We start from the raw sequence: 25,226 nt of genomic DNA, 5'->3' as shown, positions 1-25,226 counted from the left end.
TGAAACTACAATGGGTGTTAGTGTAGGACTTAATGCTGATAAACAACACGATCACATTAAAGATACTTGTATCCCTACTTTTATCTTTTATAATGGAACTTTATTGTTTATTGGAAGTGTGATAGCACTCTTTTTATAGAATTTTTAGAAACTTTTTATAATGGGTATAGGAACTTCTTTTGGAACTATACCTATTATCACAACTCTTTTTGTTCCTATTTGTTTAGAATTAAATTTTTCTCTTGCTTTAATAGTCTTTATAATAGGAGTTGCAGGAGCACTTGGTGATGCAGGAAGTCCAGCAAGTGAAACTACAATGGGTGTTAGTGTAGGACTTAATGCTGATAAACAACACGATCACATTAAAGATACTTGTATCCCTACTTTTATCTTTTATAATGGAACTTTATTGTTTATTGGAAGTGTGATAGCATTATTTTAGGAATTTTAATGCTTTTAATTAAAAGCATTAATTATTTCTCTTCCTTATATAAACAATGCTCAAATATAAATTTATGATCATCTGGCAAAGCTTTAAATAAAGCATTAGCCAAATTTCTTATCTCCCAAAGAGCTGATTTTGAACTTCTAAGAGTGATAAAATTTTGCAAGCTTCTTGCATTGATACTTAAAGTAAGCTCTGTTTTATAGCTTTCTGGTAGGCAATATTTAGCAATATCTAAGCTAATACTCTTTTGCAAAATAAGACGTAAATTTTCTAAAGCCTTTATACTAGCATTATCTACCTCTTCGTTGCTACAAAGCACGAGATAACGGCTTGCATTTTCAAAATCTCCTATTTTAAATTCATCTTCATTTCTAAGTTCTTTTAAAGTATAGCGTGTGCTTTTCACACTAGGACTAGTATGACGATGGCGTGCAACCTCTTGCAAACAAGCTCTAGAAATCCCTTGTATATAAAAAGTATAGTTTAAATGCTCTAAAGTAGAAGAATGTTTAAATTGATTGCCTACACGATTGATTAATTCTTTATCTTTTTCTCCTCCACAATCACCTTTTTCAAAACTTTGCCAACAGGTTCTAGTGGCATGAGAGCACACAAAAAGTGGGGTATGATGAAGTAAAGTAATTTGCATAAAAACTCCTTATTTTTTGGAATTTTAACATATATTATCTTTTATTTTTACAATTTTATTTTCAAAACCTCTTTTTATAAGTTCATTCTCTAATGCAAAAATACATTTTAAAAAACTTTGTTTTTGAAGACTTAATAAACCCTCAACCAATCTAAAATACTCCATATATTCTCTAATAAAAAGTAAATTTTTACTCAAAAGTTCTTCTTCATTTTTAACATTTATCACAGAAATTTTAGCCAAACTAAGTTCAAGTTGAAAAGAACTGGGTTGTAAAAGCTCTAAAAGATCTTTAAAATTAAATAATTCTTGTTTTAAATTTTCTAAATCTTTGATTATCTTTTTTGCACATTCTAAATCAACATTATTTTGTTCTATGTGATTTATCTTTTGATTGATTTTATCAATAAATTTTTTACAATTTTTTATACTTTTTATAATTTTTACAAAAGCTTTCAACAAAAACTCACTTTGTTTAGCAAAACTTAATACACCCAAAGGCAAATAAGGTTTTTTTGCATCTTTTAAAAGCTCTTTAATACATAAAGCAAAAGGTTTTTCTATGCTTCCTTCTATCCTTAATCCACCCTCAGTAGCATTATAAACTTCTATACCATAACTTTTTGCTTCATTGATCATTTGTTCTAAAACTTGCTTAAAATAAACCCACGCCTCTTGGGTTTTAGCCTGTGTTTTTCCACCATAAGCTAAGGCTTTTAAACCGCAATAATAACCACTTTCATATTTTGCAGAATGTTTATAATCTTTTGGATGAGAATCCCCTTCATCATTAAAAGCTAAATCTTGACCTATAAAAATAATATTTTTAAAAGCTAAATTTAAAGCCATCACAAAAGATAAATGCGCCACACTAACAGAATAAAAAGCATAAGAAAAAGGTTTTAAATCAAGATAAAAAGCAAAAAGATAATCTCTTGGTATAAGCATAAATGAACGATTATTTTTTTCTAAAAATTCACAAGCCTTAGGAGATACTACTCCTGCTAAAATAAAAGTTATATCTTTATCAAATTCTTTAAAATCATTGTTAAAAAATTCAGCCGTAAAATCAGTTCTTTCTACCATACAAACATAATCAGGCTTAATACCCTCTTTAGCCAAAATAGGATAAGCACTATCAGCACAAAAAATTACAGCTTTTTTGGCATTTTCTTTAAGCAAAGGAAGTTGTTTTGTTAAACTAGGTCCGGTTGATACTATAATAGCATTTTCAAAAAACTTAAAACGTTCTTTAGTGAGATTTTTAAAACTAGGATGTGTGATCATTTTAGGCAAATTAATTATAAAATTTTCTAAACCCATTAAAACATCTTTTGGATCATTTCCATTGGTTAAAATCTCTTTTTTTAAATAAGACATTATAGTTTCATTGACTTTTAAAATATCTTCTTGAAATTTAAAATAATACGCGCTCATTAATTCTAAATGATAAACCTTTGCATATCTTATAAAAATAGGAATAGAATAAAAATTAGCATAATCATTTGCACTCATTTTATTAGTATAAAAAATGATTAATCTTTGCTCTTTTAAAAAATTTGAAAAATCAAATAAATGAAATGCTATATAAAGAATTTCTAATTCTTTTTCAAAAACGATAATATGCTTATGATTTAAATTTTGAAGCAAAGCTTGGAGCAAAACCCCATTTCCAAAACCATAAAAATAAAGTATAGGATAAAGTGCAAAATGATTTTGATATTTTAAAAGCTTTTCATTAATTTCGCTTAAAACATTTTTATAAAGACTCTCACCCCCCCCCATAAGGTTGATATCTAAATTATGCTCTCCTAAAACAATCTTAAATTTAGAAACTTTAAGCTGGTTTAAATCTTGTTTTAAAATAGGATTTTGCAAAGCTTTTAGATTTTTATTAAAAAGGGCTTTTTGGGTATTTGTAAATTTCATATTTTACCTTAAAAAATTATAAATTCTTACACAAAATTACTTTATAAATAATAAAACAAAAAGTTTTTTTGGGTTATAATAAAACAAAAAATTAAGGTAAATGAATGAAGCTAAAACAAACAAAATATATCTTTGTAACAGGGGGAGTTCTTAGCTCTTTAGGCAAGGGTATAGCCGCAGCATCCATTGGAACACTCTTAAAAAATTCAGGACTTAATATAGGAATTTTAAAAGCTGATCCTTATATCAATGTAGATCCTGGAACAATGAGTCCTTTTGAACACGGAGAGGTTTTTGTCACAGATGATGGAGCTGAAACCGATCTTGATTTAGGACATTATGAGCGTTTTTTAGATGAAAGTTTGTCTCAAAGTAATAATTTTACAACAGGACGTGTTTATCAAAGCGTGATAGAAAAAGAAAGACGCGGGGAGTATCTTGGAAAAACTATACAAGTAATTCCTCATATAGTAGATGAAATCAAAGATAGAATAAAAAATGCAGGGAAAAATAAAGATATACTCATTGTAGAGATCGGAGGAACCGTTGGAGATATAGAGGGATTGCCTTTTTTAGAAGCCATACGCGCATTAAAGCTTGAAGTAGGCAAAAATAATGCTATGAATATTCATCTTACTCTTGTACCTTTTATCAAAGCTTCTGGAGAACTTAAAACAAAACCTACTCAGCATAGCGTGGGAGAATTGCGTCGTATAGGTATAAGTCCTGATATGATTATTTGCCGTAGTGAAAAACCTCTTGATAAAGATTTAAAAAATAAAATAGCTATTTCTTGTGGAGTTGAAAAAAATTGCGTTATAGAAAGCATTGATGCTACAAGCATTTATCAAATCCCACTTAATTTTTTAAAACAAGATATTTTAAGTGCTATTGCAAACATTTTAGATCTTAAAAATTTAAAACCTGATATGGAAAATTGGAATAATCTTGTTAAAAGAGTGATTGCTCCAAGTAATGAAGTAAAAATTGCTTTTGTTGGAAAATACATTGATCTTAAAGAAAGCTATAAAAGTTTAACAGAAGCACTAATTCACGCTGGAGCAGCACTTGATACTAAGGTTAATATCAAATGGATAGATAGTGAGAAATTGCAAAATTTAGATTCTTTAGAAGATTTAAAAGATGTAAATGGAATTTTAGTCGCTGGTGGATTTGGTTATAGAGGGGTTGAAGGCAAAATAAAAGCAATAAATTACGCAAGAGAACATAATATCCCTTTTTTAGGAATTTGTCTTGGAATGCAACTTGCCCTAATTGAATTTGCAAGAAATGTTTTAAAATTACAAGATGCTAATTCAAGCGAATTTGATGAAAAATGTCAAAATCCTATTGTTTATTTGATCGATGAATTTATTGATTCTAATGGAACCAAACAAATTAGAACAAGCAAAACTCCATTAGGCGGAACTATGCGTCTTGGTTCTTATGAATGTGAGATAAAAAAAGATAGCTTATTAAGCAAAATTTACAATAATGCTAAATCAGTCAAAGAAAGACATAGACATCGTTATGAAGCTAATCCAAAATATAAAAAAATGTATGAGGATAAAGGACTTATTATATGTGGTGAAAACAAAGGACTTATTGAAGCTATAGAGCTTAAAAATCATCCTTTCTTTTTAGCAGTGCAATTTCATCCTGAATTTACTTCAAGGCTTGAAAATGCAAATCCCGTAATTTGTGGATTTATAAAAGCAGCATTAAGCAATGAATACAATTAATAAAGAAGATATAAAAAGAATTTTAAAACTGCGTTTTGAAAATGATATGCATAAGAAATTATGCGATTTGCCCTTGCCTTCTTGTTTAAAAGATATTTATAAAGGGGCAAATCGTATCAAAGAAGCTATAGAAAAAAATCAAAAAGTTGCTATAGTAGGTGATTATGATGTCGATGGAATTATTTCTTGTGTAATACTATCTGAATTTTTTGATGATCTTGGTTTTGATTATATAGTCAAAATTCCCAATCGTTTTAAAGATGGTTATGGACTTAATGAAGAAATCATTAAAGAATTAGATTGTGATTTAATTATAACCGTTGATAATGGTATAGCTGCTATTGATGCCGCCGAACTTTGTAAAGAAAAAAATATTGATTTAATCATAACCGATCATCACACGCCTTTACAAACTCTACCTGATGCCTTTGCTATCATAAATCCAAAACAAAAAGATTGCGAATTCCCTAATATAGAAATTTGTGGCGCACAAGTAGCTTGGTATCTAGTTGCAGCCTTAAAAGAAGTTTGCAAAATAAAATATGATTTATCTAAATTTATAGAACTTCTAGCTATCGCAATTATTGCTGATATGATGGAACTTAGAGATTTAAATCGTGCTCTTGTTAGAAAAGGAATAAAATATATAAACAAATCAAATAGAGCTGCCTTTAAAGCGATAAAACTTTACTATCAAAAAGATAAATTTGGACTTGATAATATAAGTTTTTTAATAGCACCCCTTATCAATAGCGCTGGAAGAATGGATGATGCTAGCATTTCTTATCATTTTTTACATACTAAAAAATTACAAGAAGCGCAAAATTATTTAGAACAAATTGTTAATTTCAATGAAAACAGAAAAGATGAAGAAAAACAGCTTTTTGAAGAATCTCTAAAACAAATTGATGAAAAAGATGCTTGCATCATAGTAGGAGGGGCAAACTGGCACGAAGGGGTGTTAGGGATAGTTGCTAGTCGTCTTGCTAAACATTTTAAAAAACCAGCCTTTGTATTTTCAAAAAATGAAAATAAACTCAAAGGTAGTGCTAGAAGCGTTGGAAAAATAGATATTTTATCTTTAATCACAAAAGTAAATTTCTTGCTTGAAAGCTATGGAGGACACAAAGGTGCAGCTGGATTTAGCCTTGATTTTAAGCATTTAAATGAATTTAGAACTTTAATCTTTGAAGAATGTCTTAAAATTCCCAAAAATGAATTTAATGATGCAGATGAAATTTTAGGAATTTTAGATCCTTTTGAAATTGATTTTGAAATGCTTGAAATTTTAGAATCTTTTGAGCCTTTTGGATATAAAAATCCAAGACCTTTTTTCATTTTAGAAAATTTAAATGTTAAAAATAAAAAACTAATAGGAAAAGAAGAAAAACATTTAAAACTTATATTAAATAAAAACAACAAAACATTGGAAGCTTTATTTTTTAATTTTGACAAAGAACCAAATTTAAATGAAAAAATTACCTTAGTTGGAAGTATTTCAAAGAATGAATACAGAGGTTTAATAGTTCCTCAATTTATCATTAAAGAAATTTTTTAATTTAACTTTTATTTATTATTTGTTAATATAGTCTAATATACTTAACAAATAAGAAAGGAGAGTTAATGAGAAATATTATTTTTATAATAATGTTTTTACTTTTAGGAGTAAGTATGCTAGAAGCAAAACCAAAAATCGTTATACTAGCTACAGGTGGAACTATAGCTGGATCTATAGATAATGAGTTAGAGACAACAGGATATAAAGCAGGGGTATTAGGAATTGAAACTTTAATCAAAGCTGTACCACAAATTAAAGATTTGGCACAAGTTAGTGGGGAACAAATTGCAAATATTGATAGCTCTAATATGAATGATGAAATTTGGCTAAAACTTGCTAAAAAAGCTAATGAACTTCTTAAAAAAGATGTTGATGGCATAGTAATCACCCATGGAACTGATACTATGGAAGAAACTGCTTATTTTTTAAATTTAACTATTAAAAGTGACAAACCTGTAGTTTTAGTAGGCGCTATGCGTCCTGCAAGTGCTATGAGTGCAGATGGTCCTAAAAATCTTTACAATGCTGTGGCTCTAGCTGCAAACAAAGAAGCTAAAAACAAAGGCGTGATGATAGCAATGAATGATAAAATTCAAGGCGCAAGAGATGTGAGTAAAACTCATACTTTAAATGTCGATGCTTTTTCTTCTCCTAACTATGGAAATTTAGGATATATTGTAGATGGAAAAGTATTTTTTTATAATACAAATTTAAAAGAACATACCAAAAAAACTCCTTTTGATGTAAGTAAATTAAATACTTTACCAAAAGTTGATATACTTTATACTTATTCTAATGATGGCAACGCTGTTGCTGCTAAAGCTTTATTTGAAAATGGAACAAAAGGTTTAGTTATAGCAGGAAGCGGAGCTGGAAGCATCCATCAAAATCAAAAAGAAATGTTAAAAGAACTTATGAAACAAGGTTTAAAAGTTGCTATAAGTTCAAGAGTATCAGCAGGATCTGTTGCTGTAAGTAAAGAAGATAAAGATTTAGGCTTTATTGATACACAAGGTTTAAATCCACAAAAAGCAAGAGTTCTTTTAATGTTAGCTCTTACCAAAACAAACGATATAAATACTATACAAAAATATTTTGAAAAATACTAAAAAATTTTAAGCCTTTTTTAAAGGCTTTAATATTTAATATTATTAAGCTTTAAAAAATCTCTTAATTTTTCGTATTCTCCTCTTTCCAAAAAGCGGTATTTTCCTGCTTTTAAAACTCCTAAATCAAGTGCTCCAAAAGCCACTCTTTTAAGATCCATCACTTCTAAGTCAAAATGTGCAAAAAAACGTCTTAGCTCTCTATTTTTACCTTCATTAATAACAACTCTAAGCTTAGTATAACCTCCACTTGAACCAAAAATTTCATACTCTAAAAAAGGAGCAAAACTCATAGAAGTAATTTTTGTTTTCGCGTGAGCTCCTTTTTTTTCATTTTTAATTTCAAGTCCATTTTGCATAGCCTCTATCACATTTTTACCCACTACGCCTTTAACTTTTAAATAATACTCTCTTTCTAAATCACTATGCATTAAAGAAGAAGCTATCACAGGAGAATCGGTGAGTAAAAGCAAACCTTCGCTAGCAAAATCAAGCCTACCAACACTTAAATAATTGCGAAATTGCTTTGGTAAAGTATCATAAATGATTTTTCTACCTCTATCATCTTTTTTAGAAACAATTTCGCCTTTTTGTTTATGATAGATAATCACACTAAAGCTTGTTCTTTTTTGAAGTTTTTTGCCTTTAATAAAAACTTTATCATCAAATTTTACCTCATCGCTTAAAAGGGCTATTTTGTTATTTATTTTTACTAAACCTTGTTTAATAAGTTCATCTGCCTCACGACGCGAATAATGGCTATTGTGTGATATGAATTTGTTGATTCTCATTTTTTACCTTATTTTATTAAAACTTAATCTATAATTTTAACATTTTTATTATTCGCGTTTGCTTTTCGCAATAAAAATCTAAAAAATTAGTAAAAAAAATCATTTATTGAATATTAAATATGAAAATATAAAAAACTAACTTATTTGATAAATTGCATCTTTTCTTAAATAATAATATAGCCAAAAGTTAAAGTAATTGCATTTTGACGTATTAATAAAATTGCAATATGAACTATATTATTTCAATGATTACTCTAAAATAAAAAATATAAACTTTGAAATAAATCATATTTTAATAATTTTTCATATATAAATTCATTTTAAACAATACAAAAACTATTGTTATTAATTAAATTAGAAAAAACAAATTATATTTATATAATACAAAAATCATATATCAAAACTATCAAAAAATTGACATTAAATTAGCAAAATATTTCTCTTGATTAAGAACGAAACAGAAAAATTAAGACAATTTAAATCGTTGAAAATATAAAAAATAAATAATACAAATTTGTATCATAATTAATAATTTTAAACTAATCTAAAAATCTCAATAAAAATAATTTAATGGACTTTCTTTTAAGAAGATAAAAACAAAAGCATAAAATACTTCCAATATAAAAAGCTAAATTACATGAAAAGAATTTATAAAAATAAATCATTAAATTTTAGCAAAATATAAACTATAAAAACAAAAATTCAAAGCTCTAAAAAGCTTTGAATAAATTTACATCACAAAAATAGTTGGAACTATAGTTGGGTATTTTTTGATCTTTCTAAAAATATGCTTTCTTAATACCTGTCTGATTTGATTTTCTAAAAATCTTGAATCATTTAAAACCTCATCTTTAACATTGCTAAAGAACTGAGCTAAAACTTCAGCCATTTCTTTTGAAAATGCGTGATCTTGTCTATCAGCTACTAATCCATAACTAAAAACTCTAGGCTTATTAACAAGTGTTTTTGAAGCTTTATCAAGTTGAGCTATGATAACAACTATTCCATTATCAGCTAAATTTTGACGATCGATTACTACATCATCAGCGATTTGTTTATTGATTTGATTATCTACAAAAACTTTTCCTGTTTTAACTGTTTTTACACGTTTAATATATTTTTGACAAATCTCAACCTGATCTCCATCACTCATAAGATAAATATTTCTTTCAGGAACTCCGCACTTCATAGCTGTTTCTTTATGCTTGGTGATATGATTGTATTCTCCATGAACAGGTAAGAAAAATTTTGGTTTTATTAGCGTTAGCATAAGTTTTTGCTCTTCTATGCTTGCATGGCCACTTACGTGAATTTCGCTAAATTCTTGATATGCCACTTTAGCACCCGCTTTAAGTAAATAATCAAGCACTGCAGAAACATTTGCCTCGTTACCTGGAATGGCTTTAGCTGAAATGATAATTTGATCGCTTGGTTTAATTTTTATAAATTTATGCTCATCTGTTGCCATTCTATATAAAGCGCTCATTGTTTCGCCTTGGCTTCCTGTAGTTACAATCAAAACTTCATTATCTTTATATTTATTTACCTCATCTGCATCAATAAAAATTTTTCTATCTAGTTTGATATAGCCAAGTTCCATTGTAGTATAGAGATTTCTCTCCATAGAACGCCCTATAACACAAACTTTTCTACCATATTTTAAACCATAAGTGATTGCTTGATAAACGCGGTGTATATTAGAACTAAAAGTGCTCATTATCACTCTACCTTTAGTCTTTGAAAAAATTTGATCAAAAGTAGGGCCAACCGAACTTTCACTTTTTGTATAGCCCTCTTTATAAGAATTCGTGCTATCACTTAAAAGACATAAAACTCCATTTTCTCCATATTGTGCTAAACGTCCTAAATCGCTAGGATAACCATCAATTGGAGTTTGATCTATTTTAAAATCTCCTGTGTGTATAATAGTTCCTGCTTTAGTTTTTATAGCTAGTGCAGAAGCATCAATGATAGAGTGGGTAATATGAATCCATTCTATATCAAACTCACCTATTTCATAAATTTTTCTCTTTTCTACAGGTCTAAACCATTTTCTTTCACTTTTTAAGCCGTGTTCTTCAAATTTATTTGAAATCATTCCCAAAGCCAAAGGGGTTGCATAAATTGGAAATTGAAATTCTTTAAAAAAGTAAGGCACAGCTCCTATATGATCTTCGTGTGCGTGAGTAATAATAATAGCTTTAATTTTATCCTTAATCTTTCTAACATAAGAGAAATCAGGTATGATAATATCCACTCCGTGCATAGTTCCATCAGGAAAACTCATACCTATATCTACAATAATAGCTTCATTATTTGTCTCAAAAATGGTGATATTACCGCCAATTTCACCCAAACCTCCAAGAGGAGTTATGCGGATTTTATGTTCGCTTGAATTATTATATTTAAGAGGATTTAAACGATTTTCGTGAGAAATACGATTTGCCTCTATACATTCAGCAAGAGCAATCTGCCAATCTTCATTTCCGCTTAATTTAGAAGGAAGATTTTTTCTTTTTTTCTTTTTTTCTTCTTGATTATTTTGAGTACTGACATTTGAGTTTTCTGAATTTTGAATATTTTTTTTCTTTTTATTTCTATATTTATAATGCTTGTTGTTTTTAGAGTTAAAATTTATTTTTTGTTCTTGATTTTCTTGACTATTTTCGCTCATATTCATCCTTTAATTTTTCATAAATTTTAAGGTATGAATCAACGCAAATTTCGTGGGGTCTAGCATTTTCTTTTATATTAAGACTATTTAAAATTTCTAAAACCTTATTTCTATGAAGACTTAAATTTTTAAGAAGTTGTTTCCTTGGAAATTTAAAACAATCTTTTAAAAAAACTTTAAAATCTTCTATATTACAAAGCTCCCTAAATTCTTTCTCCTTTATCAAACTCATCACAGATGAGATAACCTTTGGCTCAGGATCAAAACATTTAGGATCTACATCAAAAAGTATTTTTCTTTTGCAAATCAAAGCACTTAAAACCCCCAAAGAAGAAAATTCTTTCTCTCCTTCTTTAGCACAAAATTTAAGAGCCATTTCTTTTTGCACCATAACGATAAGCCCTAAACAATTCTCATCTTCTAAGGCTTTTAAAATCAAACAACTTGCTATATAATAAGGCAAATTGGCAATCAAAAAATACTTATTTTCATCAAAACTTCCTTTAACCTCACTTGCGTTTTGATGCAATAATCTTAATTTTCCACATTCGATTTCTTTTTGAAATTTCTTTTGCAAAAGTGGTATAAGATCTTTATCAATCTCATATGCCTTAACAAAGGAAATTTTTAAAAGCTCTTGCGTTAAATCACCTAAGCCAGGCCCAATCTCAACAATATTATTTGTTTCTTTGGGTATGGCTTGGATGATTTTATAAACTATTTCTTTACTATTTAAAAAATTTTGTCCGTAACGTTTTTTCGCTTTAATCATAAAAAATTATTTTATCTAAAAATTCTTAATTAAGTCTTTTTAGATAAAATTCTAAAAATAAATTAAGAAAGGATTAAATGATAGTTTGTGCTGGAGGTAATGAAAACTTTTCATTTGCTAAAGCTATAGGCATAGGCCTAGTAGAAGCAGCTTGCAATTTAACTAAAATTTGCCAAACTTATAATCCATCAAATCTAGTATTTATAGGAACTTGTGGTTTATATGAAAAAGGTAAAATTTTAGAAATTTATAAAAGCTCTTGTGCTTATAATATTGAATTTTCAAAAATTTCAAATAATTTTTATACACCTGCACAAAATGAAATTTATCTTAAAAATGAAAATGTTTCTCGTGAAACAATTAAAATAAATTCTTCAAATTATATTTGCCAAGATAAAAAAGCCGCTAAAGAATTTGCTAAATTAGGTTTTTTTGCTGAAAATATGGAAGCTTTTGCGGTTTTAAGTGTGGCTAAAAATTTTAATATTTTTGCAGAATGTATTTTATGTGCAACCAATTTTTGTGATGAAAATGCACATAATGACTTTATAGCAAATCACCAAAAAGCTAAAGAAAATTTAATACAATATTTAAAAAAATATAATTATCTTTAAAATTCAAGGAATAAATTTTGAAAGAAACTATAAATATTTTAGATCTTTTGCCCAAAGAATTAGAAGAAAGCATCAAACCAATGTTTCGCGTGAAACAAATTTATCAATGGATATATCAAAAATATGCTAATAATTTTTTAGAAATGAGTTCTTTACCAAAAAATCTAAGAGAAGAAATGAATGAAAAATATTATTTTAATCCTCTTAAAACAATCTATAAAGAACAAAGTAAAGATGGAAGTATAAAATATCTTTTTGAACTCAAAGATGGCTTAAGAATAGAAAGTGTGCTTTTGCCAATGAAAGAAGAAAAATTTAATGAAAAAGGTATAAAAATTGCCAATGCCAAATATACCATTTGTGTTTCTTCTCAAGTAGGATGTAAAAGTGGTTGTAGTTTTTGCTTAACAGCAAAAGGTGGCTTAAAAAGAAATTTAAGTGCTGGGGAAATAGTAGCACAAATTCTTTGGATCAAAAAAGATAATCAAATTCCTTATGAAAGACGTGTTAATATAGTATATATGGGAATGGGAGAACCTCTTGATAATCTTAATAATGTTTCAAAAGCCATTAAAATACTATCTCATAACGATGGATTATGCATAAGTCCTAGACGCCAAACTATAAGCACAAGTGGTTTGGCAAATCAAATCAAAAAATTAGGAGAAATGAATTTAGGAGTGCTACTTGCTATATCCTTACACGCTGTAAATGACACTTTACGCAACGAACTGATGCCTATAAACAAAGCTTATAATATAGCTTCTATTATGCAAGCTGTACGTGAATTTCCTATAGATCAAAGAAAAAGAGTTATGTTTGAATATCTTTTGATTGATAATATTAATGATAAAATTGATCATGCAAAAGAACTTGTCAGACTTTTAAATGGTATTAAAGCTAAAGTAAATTTAATACTTTTTAATCCGCACGAAGGAAGCTTTTATAAGCGTCCGAATTTAGAAAATGCTATCAAATTTCAAGATTATATAAGCTCAAAAGGAATAACTTGTACCATAAGAGAGAGCAAAGGACTTGATATTTCAGCAGCTTGCGGACAATTAAAAGAAAGAAAGAAAGAAAGAAAGAAAAATGAGTTGGCTTGATATTATAGAACTTATTTTTATATCTTTGGTTATTATAATAGGTTTTTGTGGAATGGTTTGGGTAATTGTAAAAGATAATAAAAATTAGTTTTTAATATGATTTTTGCAGTATAATAAGCAAAAAAGGTTTATTATGCCAATAAAACAATATAAATTTCATCCCGATGATACTAAATTTGATAAAAAAATGGTTGAAATTACAGAAAAAAAAGGTTTTAAAACTGCTGTATTTTCAATGGCTGCAATGACAATGCTAGGAAGTGTTGTTATTTCTTCGGCTCTTCCTGCCATTAATAAACATTTTGATATACTTTTAAAAAATCAAAGCGGAATTTTAACAGAATTTACGCTTGCTCATCTTGATATTTTAACACGTCTTGTTTTAACAATACCGGCTATTTTTGTAGTAATACTTTCTCCAATTGCTGGAATATTAATGGATAAATTTGGAAAACTTAAATTTATTTTTCCAGCTATGATAATTTGGACAATTTCAGGAGTAGCTGGATTTTTCTTAAATGATATTTATGCCATTCTTATTTCAAGAGCCGTATTTGGAATTGCAACGGCTTTTATCATGACAGGAGCATCAGCTTTGCTTGGAGATTATTATAGTAGGGGTGGATTTAATCGTCGCGAAAACGCTCTTTCTTGGCAAGGATTTTTCTGTGCTGCTGGAGGAGCCATTTTTATTTCTATCGCGGGTTATGTTTCTAGCTATTCTTGGCGTTATCCTTTTTTGGTTTATGGACTTGGAATTTTAATCACAATTTTAGCTTATATGTATCTATTTGAACCTAAAAAATTTAAATTTTATAATCATAGTAAAATAGAAGCAAAAATAAATTATTGGCAATTTTTTCCAATATATTTTATAGGATTTTTTATTATGGTAATTTATTATATATCTCCAACCCAACTTCCTTATTATATAGAAGATCACCTAGGGCTTGATCCAAAATATATAGGAATTTCTATGTCAGTTTCTGCCCTTTTTTATGGACTATTTTCTTTAAGTTATAAATATTTGATGAAATTTATAAATATAAAACAAATTTATATCTTAACTCTTTTCATCGTAGGAAGCTCCTTTATGCTTTTATATTTTATCCATTCCTTTAGTGCAGTAATGCTTGCTTTAGCACTACTTGGAACAGGTGGAGGAATTATGCTTGTTAATAATACAGCTTATTTATTTTCTATTTGTCCATCAAATGCTAGGGCTAGGGCTTATGGAATTTTAGCAAGTTTTATATTTTTAGGACAATTTTTAAGCCCTATAATCTCTCAACCTATAGTAAGACAAATAGGACTTATTGATGCATTTTTAGTATGGGCTATTGTAATTTATTTTGTAGCTATTTTATTTTTATTCTTTAAACAAAAAAGAGAAGTGGTATAAAAATATATTTACAATAATAAGAAGTTGATACATTTTTATTAAGTTATATTAACTAAAAAATGTATTATACATATTAAAAACCTTCAATACTTTTCACCAATCATTATTTTCACTGATAACTTAAAGAATATCTTTAAGTTTTAAAAAGAAAAAATAATAAAACTACTAAAATCTAAAGACTTTATCTTATAAAATCATACTTAAGCAAGAAAGCATTTTAAAATAACTATAATTTTATTTGATACAATAGAATAAAACTACCATTTAAAAACCTTTAACACTAGCAAAAAGATTATACCAAGTTTATTAAAGTATCCCTACTATATAGCTAACCAAAAAGATTTTAAAATTAGAAAAAGATTAAAGATATTTTTCTAATTTTTTAATAATATCCATAATAATTTATTGCTTTTCATCTTCACTTAAATTATCTTTGGTATTTTTAATAAAATATAATCTTATTATATATTGGTCAAAGTACTTCATCTCCTAATGGGTAAAGTGCGATACTAAAAACCTTCAAATTTGCAACAAGATGAATAGTGTCGTACTAGGGCTTATTACACAATTGATTTTAATAAGCTTTGCTAATTAAAATATCATCATTATTTTTAAAATTACAATTTCCTTGGATAAATTTTTATCATATCCATAAAATTCGTTTATAAAATGATCATAAACCAAATCGTAATTAGGCATTACAATATAATGTCTTAATAAATTTGTTTAAATTTTTTGCTAATTTTAAAAAAGGAATAAGTATCTAAAGTGGTATTTTTAAAGCAATACTAAAAGGATTAAACACTATAAAACGTTTAATTTTTTTGATTTAAAAAATTCTTAATTAAATTTTTATGTGCTATATTGGTTTTATCTGTGTTTTAAATTCTAAATTTTTAATCTTTTTATCAAAAATTCTAGTGTTTATTTTCCTAGTGTAAAAAACCAACCTATCTCTTTTGTTCTTTTATTAAAGACGTTTAAGAAGTTTTATCCAAAGTGTTTTGATTTTAAGTATTGTATAACTTTTAGTATTACTTTTAATAAAAAATCAATTAAAAAAGCATTTGCTTTATATGAAATAATATAATCTAAACTATATCGATTAATTTTTTCTAAATTTTCTTATTTTATGGGATTTTCTAAAATTTCAATATAATTGACAAATTCCAAACTCTTTACAAAGAAATAAAGTGTTATTTCTTGTAAAAACAATAATTTGTGCATTATAAGCATATCTAAACTTGCTATCATAAGACATCGGGTTTTAATGACACCTCTCCCCATTGAAATCTTTTATTATCACTCCTTTAAGATAACTTAAGCTAAAAATTTTAGCTTAAAACCAAAAACTACAATAGAATTCAAATTTCAAAATCTTAGAAATTTAATTCATTATTATTTTAAATCTAAAATTTATAAATATCTTTTTAATTTTAAAAGCACTTCATTTATAATCTTTAAAATATCATATGTGCTCAATTCTTCTTTAGTTTTATTTAGCAAAACATAATCCTTGTTAAAAGTTTCCCAAAAAATTATATCTTTTTCACTAAATAAACCTATGCTTGATTTTTCCAAATTTGAAGCAAGATGAATCACTCCCGTACTAGGAGATATAACACACTTTATTCTTTTAATAAGCTCACAAATATTTAAAATATTGTCATCATTTTTAAGATATAAATTCTTTGTGGATTTTCTTTAAAAAATGTCTTAAATTCTCGTATAAAATCTTTATGAACAGCTTCATAGCTTGGTATAATTATATAAATATCTTTGAATTTAGAAATAATTTCTTGGCAAAGCCTTAAATAATCTACTAATTTTAAAGTATAAAAAGCTGAAATAGAAAAAGGGTTAAGAAGTATTAGATTTTTATCTTTTATATTATTTTGATCTAAAAAATTATTTATGACATTTTTATTATAAATATTTGTTTTAATTTTTATATCAAAATTTAAATTTTTAATTTCTTTATCAAATAATTTAGGATTTATTTTTCTTGCATAATAAAGCATTTTAAATTCATCGTTTCTATTTTTATAAAATCTTTTAATAAAAGAAACAAAGACGCACTTGCATTTTAAAGAAAAAATAGAAATAGGACAATTTCTAGTAATCACTTTTTTAGCATTAGTATTTATCAAAAATTTAAGTATAAAAGTTTTAGCATGAAAAGAAATAATAAAATCTAAATTATACTTATTAATTTTCTCTTTTATGATAGGATTTTCACTAGAAGTTAATGAAGGAATTTCTTCAAATTCATCAATAAAATCAAAACAAGATATTAAATCTTTTAAATTACTTTTTCCAAAAAAAACTATTTCTGCCCTATAAAATGTTTTATCACATATAAAGCTTTTAAAGAAATTAAACTATCTCCTATACCATAAGGACAAAAAAATCCTATTACCCCCCCCCGTTAGTTTATTTTTCATTTCAACTCCTTAATTATTAAAATATAATTTCTTATAAGTTTTAATTATAAAAAATTTAAAAATTCTTTTTTCATATCTTTTTTGGAGATTATATCAAAAAATTTATTTTTGTATTTGAATTTCAAACGATAAGAATGCAAAAGCAAACGCTTAGCTCCGCAAAATTCTATCCTTTCTTTTTCTTCCATTTTTTTATCTAAAATTCTTTCAATTTGATCTTTGTTTAATCCGTATAAAGGGTCTCCTAAAATTTTATGTTTCATGTGAAACAAATGAAGTCTTATTTGATGTTGTCTTCCTGTAAAAGGCTTACAAAGCAAAAGAGTTGCATTAAATTCTGGATAAAATTCTAAAATTTCAAATTTAGTAAAAGAATGCTTTCCATTTTCACAAATGCACATTCTAGTTTTTACATCATCATAATTTTTAACCAAATCCATTTTTGTATCAACACTGAAATTTTTATTTATTAATCCTTGTGCTAAAGCTAAATATTCTTTTTGAATTTCTTTTTTTTCAAACATAGTTTTAAAATCTATTTGAGAATTTTTATGTTTTGCTACAAGTATAAGTCCGCTTGTTTCTTTATCAAGTCTATGGGCTACACAAGCTTTATTACCCCACAAATGCCAAATTTCATCACTTAGGCTATACTCACAATGCCTACCATTAGGATGAGTTAATACTCCACTTGGTTTTTCAAGTACGGCAAAATCTTCATTTTCAAAAACAATTTCTATACCTCTTGGTTTATTTTCATAAACTATAAGTTCAATTTCGCCATTTAAAAATTCATTTTTTTTATTAACCAAATTTCCATTACAAAAAAGTCTTTTTTTATCTATAAGTTTTTGAGCTTCATTTATAGAAATTTTTAAGTTTTCCATAAGAACTTCAAATGCCTTTTTTCCATTATTTGATAGCTTAATTTTCGTATAAGGCAACTTTAACCTTTTTTAAATTTTTTTAGATAAAATCATATTTTTTTATTAATAAAATTATAACCAAAAAGGTTTAAAATGGTTCAAAGATATAGCAGAGAAATAATGGCTAAAAAATGGGACTTAAGGGCTAAATATGACGCTTGGCTTAAGGTAGAATTAGCCGCAGTTAAAGCTTGGAATAAGCTTGGAATTATAAATGATGTAGATTGTAAAAAAATTTTAGAAAATGCTAAATTTGATATTAATAGAATTGATGAAATCGAAAAGACTACCAAACACGATGTCATAGCTTTTCTTACAAATGTTAGTGAAAATTTGGGAGAAGAAGGTCGTTTTTTACATTATGCAATGACAAGTTCTGATTGTATTGATACTGCTGTAGCTTTACAAATAAAAGAGAGTTTAGAAATAATTTTAGAAGATTTAGAACAACTTTTAGATGCAATTAAAAAACGTGCCTTAGAGCATAAAAACACTCTAATGGTAGGAAGAAGTCACGGAATTCACGGCGAACCTATAACTTTTGGTTTAGTAATGGCAATTTGGTATGATGAAATAAAAAATGCAAAAGATCTCTTGCTTCACGCAAAAGAAGTAATTAGTTATGGAAAAATTAGTGGAGCTATGGGAAATTTTGCTCACGCTCCTTTGGAATTTGAAGAAGAGGTTTGTAAAATTTTAAATTTAAAACCAGCCCCTGTTTCAAATCAAATAATTCAAAGAGATCGTTACGCACAAGTAATTTCAGCTATAGCAATTTTAGCCTCAAGCTGTGAGCAAATTGCTGTAGCAATTAGACATTTTCAAAGAACAGAAGTTTATGAAGCTGAAGAATATTTTTCACAAGGACAAAAAGGAAGCTCAGCTATGCCACATAAAAGAAACCCTGTTTTAAGTGAAAATATTACAGGACTTTGTAGGATTTTAAGATCCTTTGTAACACCAGCTTTAGAAAATGTTGCTCTTTGGCATGAAAGAGATATAAGCCATTCAAGTGTAGAAAGATTTATCTTACCTGATGCTTTTATTACTGCTGATTTTATGTTAAATAGACTAAAAGATTTGATTAATAATCTTTTAGTTTACCCTAAAAATATGATGAAAAATTTAAATCTTACAGGTGGATTAGTTTTTTCAGGAAGAGTTCTTTTGGAATTACCACTTAAAGGTTTAAGTCGTGAAGAAGCTTATAAGATTGTCCAAAGAAATGCAATGAAAGTTTGGAATGATTTACAAGATGGAAAATCTGCTCTCAATGAAAAAAATGAAAGTTTATTTTTAATTGCTCTTTTAAATGATAAAGATTTAAGATCAAAACTCAATGAAGAAGATATTAGAAAATGTTTTGATTATTCTTATTACACAAAAAATATTGATGCAATTTTTGCAAGAACATTTAAATAATTTTAAAGGTTGATTATGAAAGTTATTAAAAGAAATGGACGCACCGAGGAATTAGATATCTCAAAAATTAAAAAATGTACTTCTGATGCTGTTAAAAATTTAGAAGGGGTAAATCTAAGCGAATTAGAACTTGATGCAAAAATTCAATTCCGCGATGGAATAACTACTGAGGAAATACAAAAAACTTTAATTAAAACAGCAGTAGATAAAATAGATATTGATTGTCCTAATTGGACTTTCGTTGCAGCTAGACTTTTTTTATTTGATCTTTATAAAAAAGTAAATGGCATGAATCGCTACAATCATTTAAGAGAATACTTTGAAAAAGGAGAAAAAGAAGGTAGAATCTTACTGGGACTTAAAGAAAAATATGATCTTGATGATTTAAATGATTATATAAAACCTGAAAGAGATATGCAATTTACTTATCTTGGTATTAAAACCCTTTATGATAGATATCTAATAAAAGATAGCAAAGGTATGCCTATAGAACTACCTCAACAAATGTTTATGGCTATTGCAATGTTTTTAGCTCAAAATGAATTTAATCCTACAGAATGGGCAAAGAAATTTTATGATCTTATTTCTAAATTTGAAGTAATGCTAGCTACTCCTACTCTTTCAAATGCTAGAACCACACGTCATCAACTTAGCTCTTGTTATATAGGAAGCACACCTGATAATATAGAAGGGATATTTGACTCTTATCAAGAAATGGCTTTGCTTTCTAAATTTGGTGGTGGTATAGGCTGGGATTGGTCTAAGGTGCGTGCTATGGGTGGAAGCATAGATGGGCACAAAAATGCAGCTGGCGGAATCATACCTTTTTTAAAAATTACTAATGATATAGCAGTGGCGGTTGATCAACTAGGAACTAGAAAAGGAGCAATTGCAGTTTATATAGAACCTTGGCATATGGACATTAGTGATTTTATAGATTTACGTAAAAATTCTGGAGAAGAAAGAAGAAGAGCACATGAACTTTTTCCTGCATTATGGATTAACGATCTTTTTATGAAAAGAGTCAGAGCCAATGATAAATGGACTCTTTTTGATCCTGCTGATACTGCTGATTTATGTGATTTATATGGGGAAGAATTTGAAAAAAGATATGAAGAATATGAAAAAGATGAAAGCATTGTTAAAGAAATCATAGAAGCAAAAGAACTTTGGAAAAAAATATTACTTAATTATTTTGAAACAGGTATGCCTTTTTTATGTTTTAAAGATAATGCCAATAAAGCCAACCCAAATGCGCACTCAGGTATTATTAGAAGTTCAAATTTATGTACAGAAATCTTTCAAAACACTGAACCAAACTATTATCAAATTAAAGTTGTTTTCGAAAATGGTAAAGAAAAATATTTTCATGAAGAAGAAATAGTTACTGTCAATGGAAATTATCAAAAACCGGCTAAAAAAATAAGTACTTTAGATAACATAGATGGTGATAAAGTTTATATAGTTGAAAAATTTAAAAATGATGGCAAAACAGCAGTTTGTAATCTAGCAAGTATAAATTTAAGTAAAGTTTATACACAAGAAGATATAAAACGTGTTGTTCCAACTGCTATAAGAATGCTTGATAATGTAATTGATCTTAATTTTTATCCACATAGAAAAGTAAAAGATACAAATTTAAAATCTCGTGCCATAGGACTTGGAGTAATGGGAGAAGCTCAAATGCTCGCAGAGGCTAAAATTTATTGGGGGAGTGATGAGCATTTCAATAAAATTGATGAAATAATGGAACAAATTAGTTATGAAGCAATTAATACAAGTTCAAATTTGGCCATAGAAAAAGGAGTTTATCCTGAATTTAAAGGATCAAATTGGAGTAAAGGAATTTTTCCAATAGATCTAGCAAATCCAAAGGCCAAAGCTTTAACACTAAAAGAAGGATTATTTGATCAAAGTATGTGTAATTGGGATAAATTGAGAGAAAAAGTTAAAAAAGATGGTATGAGAAATGGATATTTAATGGCTATTGCTCCTACTTCTTCAATCTCTATTCTAGTAGGAACAACGCAAACTATAGAACCTGTTTATAAAAGAAAATGGTTTGAGCAAAATTTAAGCGGAATGATACCTGTAGTTGTTCCAAATTTAAATTTAGAAACTTGGCAATATTATACTCCAGCTTATGAACTTGATCAAAAAATTCTAGTAAAAGCTGCTGCTATACGAGGAAAATGGATAGATCAAGGACAAAGTCTTAATATATTCTTGTCTCTTGATAAAGCAAGTGGTGGATATCTTAATGAAATTTATCAATTAGCTTGGGAATTAGGGATTAAATCAACTTATTATCTAAGAAGTGAAAGCCCTGACAGTGAAAAAGTTAATGTTGCAGATAGAAGCATAGAGTGCGAAGGTTGTCAATAATGGCTTAAAGCCATTATTGTTCTGATGAGCAAGTAGCATTGAAGTCTTGCATAGCATCATTATTAATATCTTTCATAGGATAATTGCAACTTATTCTAATCTTTCCTTTAGCATCTTCCATATTTTGATCAGCAAAAGCATTAAATATAAAAATACTTGATAAAACTAAAAAAGAAATTAAAAATTTCATTTTATTCTCCTTATTATGTATTTAGTGTTATTTATATTATAAAATTAATTTTTATAATTTATGTAGTTTTAATTATTTAAACTATCATAATAGTTACCAAATGAAACATACTAATATTTGATTTATTTACTATTCATTCAAAAGTTAACACATATTTTAAAAAGCTCTAAGCTTTTTTTTTGTATCTTTATTATTTTTAAAAATCAAAAGGATGAAAATGTTAAATTCTATACAATTAAAAAACGAGATAAAAAATGTATAAAAATAACTCACTTGCGGAACTAACTTTTAGAGGAATGCTTCTAGGAAGTATTTTAACCATTATTTTTACAGCTTCTAATGTTTATTTAGGTCTTAAAGTAGGACTTACTTTTTCATCTTCAATTCCCGCTGTAGTAATATCTATGGCAGTATTAAGTTTTTTTAAAAATTCAAATATTTTAGAAAATAATATGGTTCAAACTCAAGCTTCTGCAGCCGGAACTTTATCTTCTGTTATATTTGTTATACCTGGGCTTTTTATGTGTGGTTATTGGACCGAATTTCCACTTTGGCAAACTTTTTTAATTTGTCTTTGCGGAGGAGGTTTAGGAGTTTTATTTACCATACCTTTAAGAAGAGCTATGGTAACTAAAAGCAAACTAGTATATCCAGAAGGAAGAGCAGCAGCTGAAATTTTAAAAGTAGTCAATCAAGATCAAAGCAATAAAAAAAGTAAAAACGGCGTAAAAGAAATAATTTCAGGTTCTTTTATTGCAGCTTTTGTTAGTCTTTTAAGTAGTGGTTTTAAGATATTAGCTACTGAAAGTAATTTTTCATTTATATGGAATAAAATGGCTTTTGGTTTTTCTACTGGTTATTCTTTAGCACTTTTAGGGGCTGGATACCTTGTAGGACTAGCAGGGGCATTGGCACTTTTTTTAGGAATGTTTTTAGCTTGGGGAGTTTTTACGCCTTATCTTTCAAATTTAGATTTCGATAGTGCTAAAAGTGCAACAGAATTGGCTACAAGTGTTTGGTCAGCAAAAGTAAGACTTATAGGAACAGGAGCTATAGCAATAGCCGCACTTTGGACTTTAATAGAACTTTTAGATCCTGTAATAAAAGGATTAAAAGAAATTATTAAAAACACCAAAATTTCTAATACTCAAAGCCTTGATCCTAAAGATACTGATCTCTCTTTAAAAAGTATTTTTATCCTATTTATTCTTATGACTATAGGACTTTTTATTGCTTTTTATAATTTCGTAACTGATGCAAATTTAAGTCTTTCAAATCATATTATTTTTGCTATATCTGGAACTTTAATTGCAATCTTGATTGGATTTTTTGTAGCAGCAGCTTGTGGTTATATGGCAGGACTTGTAGGATCTTCATCTAGCCCTATTTCAGGAATTGGACTTATAGGTATAATTGTTTCTTCTTTGGTAATTTTATTTTTAGGATCACAAGAGAAAATTTTTGCAGATGCATCATTATCTAAATTTGCTATTGCTTTAGCTATTTTTACAACTAGTGCGATTTTAGCAACAGCTGCTATATCAAACGATAACTTACAAGATCTAAAAACAGGACATTTGGTTGGAGCTACTCCTTGGAAACAACAAGTTTCTTTACTTATAGGATGTATATTTGGGGCTTTAGCTATAGTTCCTGTGTTAAATTTATTATATCAAGCTTATGGTTTTAAAGGTGCTATGCCAAGACCTGATATGGATATTTCTGCTGCTTTAGCTGCTCCTCAAGCTAATTTAATGAGTACAATAGCACAAGGAATTTTTAATCATAATATAGCGTGGAATTACATTATATTTGGAGCTTTAATTGGTGTTGCTATTATAATTATTGATAAAATTTTAAAAAAATATCAAAAATCTCTACCTCCTTTAGCAGTAGGTATAGGTATTTATCTGCCTCCAGAAGCAATCATACCACTTATAGTAGGTGGGATTTTAAATTATTATGTAATGAAATATCTTAAGAAAAAATATGCACACAATTCTCACAAAGAAGAAAAAATTGCAAAATGCGAGCAAAAAGGAATTTTATTTGCTTCAGGACTTATAGTTGGAGAAAGTATTTTTGGAGTTATCATAGCAGGTATTACAGTTTTTTCTGTAAGCAATCAAGGAAGCGAAGAACCTTTAGCTTTGAATTTAGGTTTCACAGATAATGGAATTTTAGCATCTATTGTTTTTATAGCTGTTATGTTATATTTTGTAAAACGTATAGTAAAAAAGGACTAAGATGGAAAATCTTCACGCTTTAATGCTTGGAATCATAGAAGGTTTAACCGAATTTTTACCTATATCTTCAACAGGACATATGATTTTAGGAACTACTATTTTAGGATTAGAGCAAAATGAATTTTTAAGAAGTTTTTTAATTATAATTCAACTTGGTTCTATCCTTGCTGTTTTATTTGTATTTTGGAATAACCTTTTTCAAAATATTAAACTATGGGTTAAACTTGCTGTAGGATTTTTTCCTACTGGAGTTATTGGATTTTTTCTTGCCAAGCATTTAGATCTTTTGTTTAATGGCTATGTAGTTGTCATAATGCTAATACTTGGAGGTATAGTATTTATTATTATAGAAAGATTACATAAAAATAAAAATTATCAAATTAACTCCTTAGATGAAATATCTTTTAAACAAGCTTTTTGTATTGGGCTTTTTCAATCTTTAGCTATGATTCCTGGCACCTCAAGAAGTGGGGCAAGTATTATTGGGGGGCTTTTATTAGGATTTAATCGTAAAATCGCAGCTGAATTTAGTTTTTTACTTGCAATTCCAACCATGATCATAGCTACAGCTTATAGCATTTACAAAGAACCTCACATTCTTAATGCCAATGAAACTTTAATTCCTTTAGTTATAGGATTTATAACAGCGTTTTTTGTTGCTATTTTTGTTATAAAAATCTTTTTGAAATTTATTTCAAAATTTAGTTTTATTTCTTTTGGAATTTATAGAATTTTTTTAGGATTTATATTTTTATATTTATATTATTTTGGAATTTTAGATGCTCAAAGCCATTTCTAATTTTTTAAAAATAAACTTAATTT

Annotated in this window: 20 protein-coding genes and 1 pseudogene; 12 read left to right on the top strand and 9 right to left on the bottom strand. The window is 27.6% G+C overall.

The window, feature by feature from the left end:
* Positions 1–10 precede the first annotated feature (10 nt).
* Together JG676_RS00945 and JG676_RS00940 are read left to right on the top strand one after the other, a co-directional pair.
* Positions 11–139: a Na+/H+ antiporter NhaC family protein gene (locus tag JG676_RS00945; RefSeq protein WP_373563783.1), complete on the top strand. Its 129-nt coding sequence runs from the start codon at positions 11–13 to the stop codon at positions 137–139.
* A 12-nt stretch (positions 140–151) separates the two neighbouring features.
* Positions 152–442: pseudogene (locus tag JG676_RS00940) on the top strand (Na+/H+ antiporter NhaC family protein); the annotation flags it as partial.
* Positions 443–473: 31 nt separating this feature from the next.
* Here JG676_RS00940 and thyX read toward each other — a convergent pair.
* Together thyX and JG676_RS00930 are read right to left on the bottom strand one after the other, a co-directional pair.
* Positions 474–1,097: an FAD-dependent thymidylate synthase gene (gene thyX, locus JG676_RS00935; RefSeq protein WP_200217045.1), complete on the bottom strand. Its 624-nt coding sequence runs from the start codon at positions 1,095–1,097 to the stop codon at positions 474–476.
* A 24-nt stretch (positions 1,098–1,121) separates the two neighbouring features.
* Positions 1,122–3,026 (bottom strand): motility associated factor glycosyltransferase family protein, encoded by a 1,905-nt coding sequence (locus JG676_RS00930; RefSeq protein WP_200217044.1) that lies wholly within the window; start codon positions 3,024–3,026, stop codon positions 1,122–1,124.
* Between the two features lie 104 nt (positions 3,027–3,130).
* Between JG676_RS00930 and JG676_RS00925 the strand changes: the two genes are divergently transcribed.
* The 3 genes from JG676_RS00925 to JG676_RS00915 all read left to right on the top strand — a co-directional run bounded on the left by JG676_RS00925 (position 3,131) and on the right by JG676_RS00915 (position 7,435).
* The gene (locus JG676_RS00925) at positions 3,131–4,768 is read left to right on the top strand and encodes a CTP synthase (RefSeq protein WP_200169144.1); all 1,638 of its coding nucleotides are present in this window, start codon (positions 3,131–3,133) and stop codon (positions 4,766–4,768) included.
* The gene (gene recJ / locus JG676_RS00920) at positions 4,755–6,326 is read left to right on the top strand and encodes a single-stranded-DNA-specific exonuclease RecJ (protein ID WP_200217043.1); all 1,572 of its coding nucleotides are present in this window, start codon (positions 4,755–4,757) and stop codon (positions 6,324–6,326) included. The genes JG676_RS00925 and recJ overlap by 14 nt, the downstream gene beginning before the upstream one ends.
* 113 nt (positions 6,327–6,439) lie before the next feature.
* Positions 6,440–7,435 (top strand): type II asparaginase, encoded by a 996-nt coding sequence (locus JG676_RS00915; RefSeq protein WP_200217051.1) that lies wholly within the window; start codon positions 6,440–6,442, stop codon positions 7,433–7,435.
* Between the two features lie 26 nt (positions 7,436–7,461).
* Here the strand turns inward: JG676_RS00915 and JG676_RS00910 are convergent, their stop codons facing one another.
* The 3 genes from JG676_RS00910 to rsmA all read right to left on the bottom strand — a co-directional run bounded on the left by JG676_RS00910 (position 7,462) and on the right by rsmA (position 11,669).
* On the bottom strand, positions 7,462–8,223 hold the full coding sequence (locus JG676_RS00910) for a pseudouridine synthase (protein WP_200217042.1): 762 nt from the start codon (positions 8,221–8,223) through the stop codon (positions 7,462–7,464).
* Positions 8,224–8,953: 730 nt separating this feature from the next.
* Positions 8,954–10,903, bottom strand: a complete 1,950-nt coding sequence (locus JG676_RS00905) for a ribonuclease J (RefSeq protein ID WP_200217041.1) — start codon at positions 10,901–10,903, stop codon at positions 8,954–8,956.
* Positions 10,884–11,669: a 16S rRNA (adenine(1518)-N(6)/adenine(1519)-N(6))-dimethyltransferase RsmA gene (gene rsmA / locus JG676_RS00900; RefSeq protein WP_200217040.1), complete on the bottom strand. Its 786-nt coding sequence runs from the start codon at positions 11,667–11,669 to the stop codon at positions 10,884–10,886. Before rsmA ends, JG676_RS00905 begins: the two co-directional genes overlap by 20 nt.
* 77 nt (positions 11,670–11,746) lie before the next feature.
* Here rsmA and JG676_RS00895 point away from each other — a divergent pair, with 77 nt between their 5' ends.
* The 3 genes from JG676_RS00895 to JG676_RS00885 all read left to right on the top strand — a co-directional run bounded on the left by JG676_RS00895 (position 11,747) and on the right by JG676_RS00885 (position 14,791).
* Complete coding sequence (locus tag JG676_RS00895) at positions 11,747–12,283, top strand: purine-nucleoside phosphorylase (protein WP_200217039.1); 537 nt, start codon at positions 11,747–11,749, stop codon at positions 12,281–12,283.
* Positions 12,284–12,300: 17 nt separating this feature from the next.
* Positions 12,301–13,389, top strand: a complete 1,089-nt coding sequence (gene rlmN, locus JG676_RS00890) for a 23S rRNA (adenine(2503)-C(2))-methyltransferase RlmN (RefSeq protein WP_200217038.1) — start codon at positions 12,301–12,303, stop codon at positions 13,387–13,389.
* 133 nt (positions 13,390–13,522) lie between these two features.
* The gene (locus tag JG676_RS00885) at positions 13,523–14,791 is read left to right on the top strand and encodes an MFS transporter (RefSeq protein WP_200217037.1); all 1,269 of its coding nucleotides are present in this window, start codon (positions 13,523–13,525) and stop codon (positions 14,789–14,791) included.
* 1,416 nt (positions 14,792–16,207) lie between these two features.
* On the opposite strand, the gene JG676_RS00880 is transcribed toward JG676_RS00885, so the two are convergent.
* From JG676_RS00880 to JG676_RS00870, 3 genes are all read right to left on the bottom strand, one after another.
* Positions 16,208–16,393 (bottom strand): hypothetical protein, encoded by a 186-nt coding sequence (locus JG676_RS00880; protein ID WP_373563778.1) that lies wholly within the window; start codon positions 16,391–16,393, stop codon positions 16,208–16,210.
* Positions 16,394–16,446: 53 nt separating this feature from the next.
* Entirely contained in the window at positions 16,447–16,917 is a 471-nt protein-coding gene (locus tag JG676_RS00875) for a hypothetical protein (RefSeq protein ID WP_200217036.1), read from the bottom strand.
* A 362-nt stretch (positions 16,918–17,279) separates the two neighbouring features.
* On the bottom strand, positions 17,280–18,179 hold the full coding sequence (locus tag JG676_RS00870; RefSeq protein ID WP_200217035.1) for an RluA family pseudouridine synthase: 900 nt from the start codon (positions 18,177–18,179) through the stop codon (positions 17,280–17,282).
* Between the two features lie 75 nt (positions 18,180–18,254).
* On the opposite strand from JG676_RS00870, the gene purB reads away from it, so the two are divergent.
* Positions 18,255–19,583, top strand: a complete 1,329-nt coding sequence (gene purB / locus JG676_RS00865; RefSeq protein ID WP_200169154.1) for an adenylosuccinate lyase — start codon at positions 18,255–18,257, stop codon at positions 19,581–19,583.
* 15 nt (positions 19,584–19,598) lie between these two features.
* A complete protein-coding gene (locus JG676_RS00860; protein ID WP_200217034.1) occupies positions 19,599–21,968 on the top strand; it encodes a ribonucleoside-diphosphate reductase subunit alpha in 2,370 nt (789 codons plus the stop codon).
* A gap of 13 nt (positions 21,969–21,981) precedes the next feature.
* Here the strand turns inward: JG676_RS00860 and JG676_RS00855 are convergent, their stop codons facing one another.
* Positions 21,982–22,158 (bottom strand): hypothetical protein, encoded by a 177-nt coding sequence (locus tag JG676_RS00855; RefSeq protein WP_200217033.1) that lies wholly within the window; start codon positions 22,156–22,158, stop codon positions 21,982–21,984.
* A 254-nt stretch (positions 22,159–22,412) separates the two neighbouring features.
* Here JG676_RS00855 and JG676_RS00850 point away from each other — a divergent pair, with 254 nt between their 5' ends.
* Together JG676_RS00850 and JG676_RS00845 are read left to right on the top strand one after the other, a co-directional pair.
* Entirely contained in the window at positions 22,413–24,404 is a 1,992-nt protein-coding gene (locus JG676_RS00850) for an OPT family oligopeptide transporter (protein WP_200217032.1), read from the top strand.
* A 1-nt stretch (position 24,405) separates the two neighbouring features.
* Entirely contained in the window at positions 24,406–25,203 is a 798-nt protein-coding gene (locus tag JG676_RS00845) for an undecaprenyl-diphosphate phosphatase (RefSeq protein ID WP_200217031.1), read from the top strand.
* Positions 25,204–25,226 lie beyond the last annotated feature (23 nt).

Origin of the sequence: Campylobacter sp. 2018MI34, from assembly GCF_016598975.1 — a bacterium.
GTDB lineage: Bacteria > Campylobacterota > Campylobacteria > Campylobacterales > Campylobacteraceae > Campylobacter_D.
This window is presented reverse-complemented; position numbering and strand designations above follow the sequence as displayed.

Coding starts and splice junctions, on each gene's coding strand:
- rsmA (WP_200217040.1), bottom strand. CDS start 11,669: ATGATTAAAGCGAAAAAACGTTACGGACAAAATTTTTTAAATAGTAAA.
- JG676_RS00905 (WP_200217041.1), bottom strand. CDS start 10,903: ATGAATATGAGCGAAAATAGTCAAGAAAATCAAGAACAAAAAATAAAT.
- JG676_RS00915 (WP_200217051.1), top strand. CDS start 6,440: ATGCTAGAAGCAAAACCAAAAATCGTTATACTAGCTACAGGTGGAACT.
- JG676_RS00885 (WP_200217037.1), top strand. CDS start 13,523: ATGCCAATAAAACAATATAAATTTCATCCCGATGATACTAAATTTGAT.
- JG676_RS00910 (WP_200217042.1), bottom strand. CDS start 8,223: ATGAGAATCAACAAATTCATATCACACAATAGCCATTATTCGCGTCGT.
- recJ (WP_200217043.1), top strand. CDS start 4,755: ATGAATACAATTAATAAAGAAGATATAAAAAGAATTTTAAAACTGCGT.
- JG676_RS00860 (WP_200217034.1), top strand. CDS start 19,599: ATGAAAGTTATTAAAAGAAATGGACGCACCGAGGAATTAGATATCTCA.
- JG676_RS00895 (WP_200217039.1), top strand. CDS start 11,747: ATGATAGTTTGTGCTGGAGGTAATGAAAACTTTTCATTTGCTAAAGCT.
- purB (WP_200169154.1), top strand. CDS start 18,255: ATGGTTCAAAGATATAGCAGAGAAATAATGGCTAAAAAATGGGACTTA.
- JG676_RS00930 (WP_200217044.1), bottom strand. CDS start 3,026: ATGAAATTTACAAATACCCAAAAAGCCCTTTTTAATAAAAATCTAAAA.
- JG676_RS00845 (WP_200217031.1), top strand. CDS start 24,406: ATGGAAAATCTTCACGCTTTAATGCTTGGAATCATAGAAGGTTTAACC.
- JG676_RS00855 (WP_200217033.1), bottom strand. CDS start 22,158: ATGAAATTTTTAATTTCTTTTTTAGTTTTATCAAGTATTTTTATATTT.
- JG676_RS00850 (WP_200217032.1), top strand. CDS start 22,413: ATGTATAAAAATAACTCACTTGCGGAACTAACTTTTAGAGGAATGCTT.
- JG676_RS00945 (WP_373563783.1), top strand. CDS start 11: ATGGGTGTTAGTGTAGGACTTAATGCTGATAAACAACACGATCACATT.
- JG676_RS00925 (WP_200169144.1), top strand. CDS start 3,131: ATGAAGCTAAAACAAACAAAATATATCTTTGTAACAGGGGGAGTTCTT.
- thyX (WP_200217045.1), bottom strand. CDS start 1,097: ATGCAAATTACTTTACTTCATCATACCCCACTTTTTGTGTGCTCTCAT.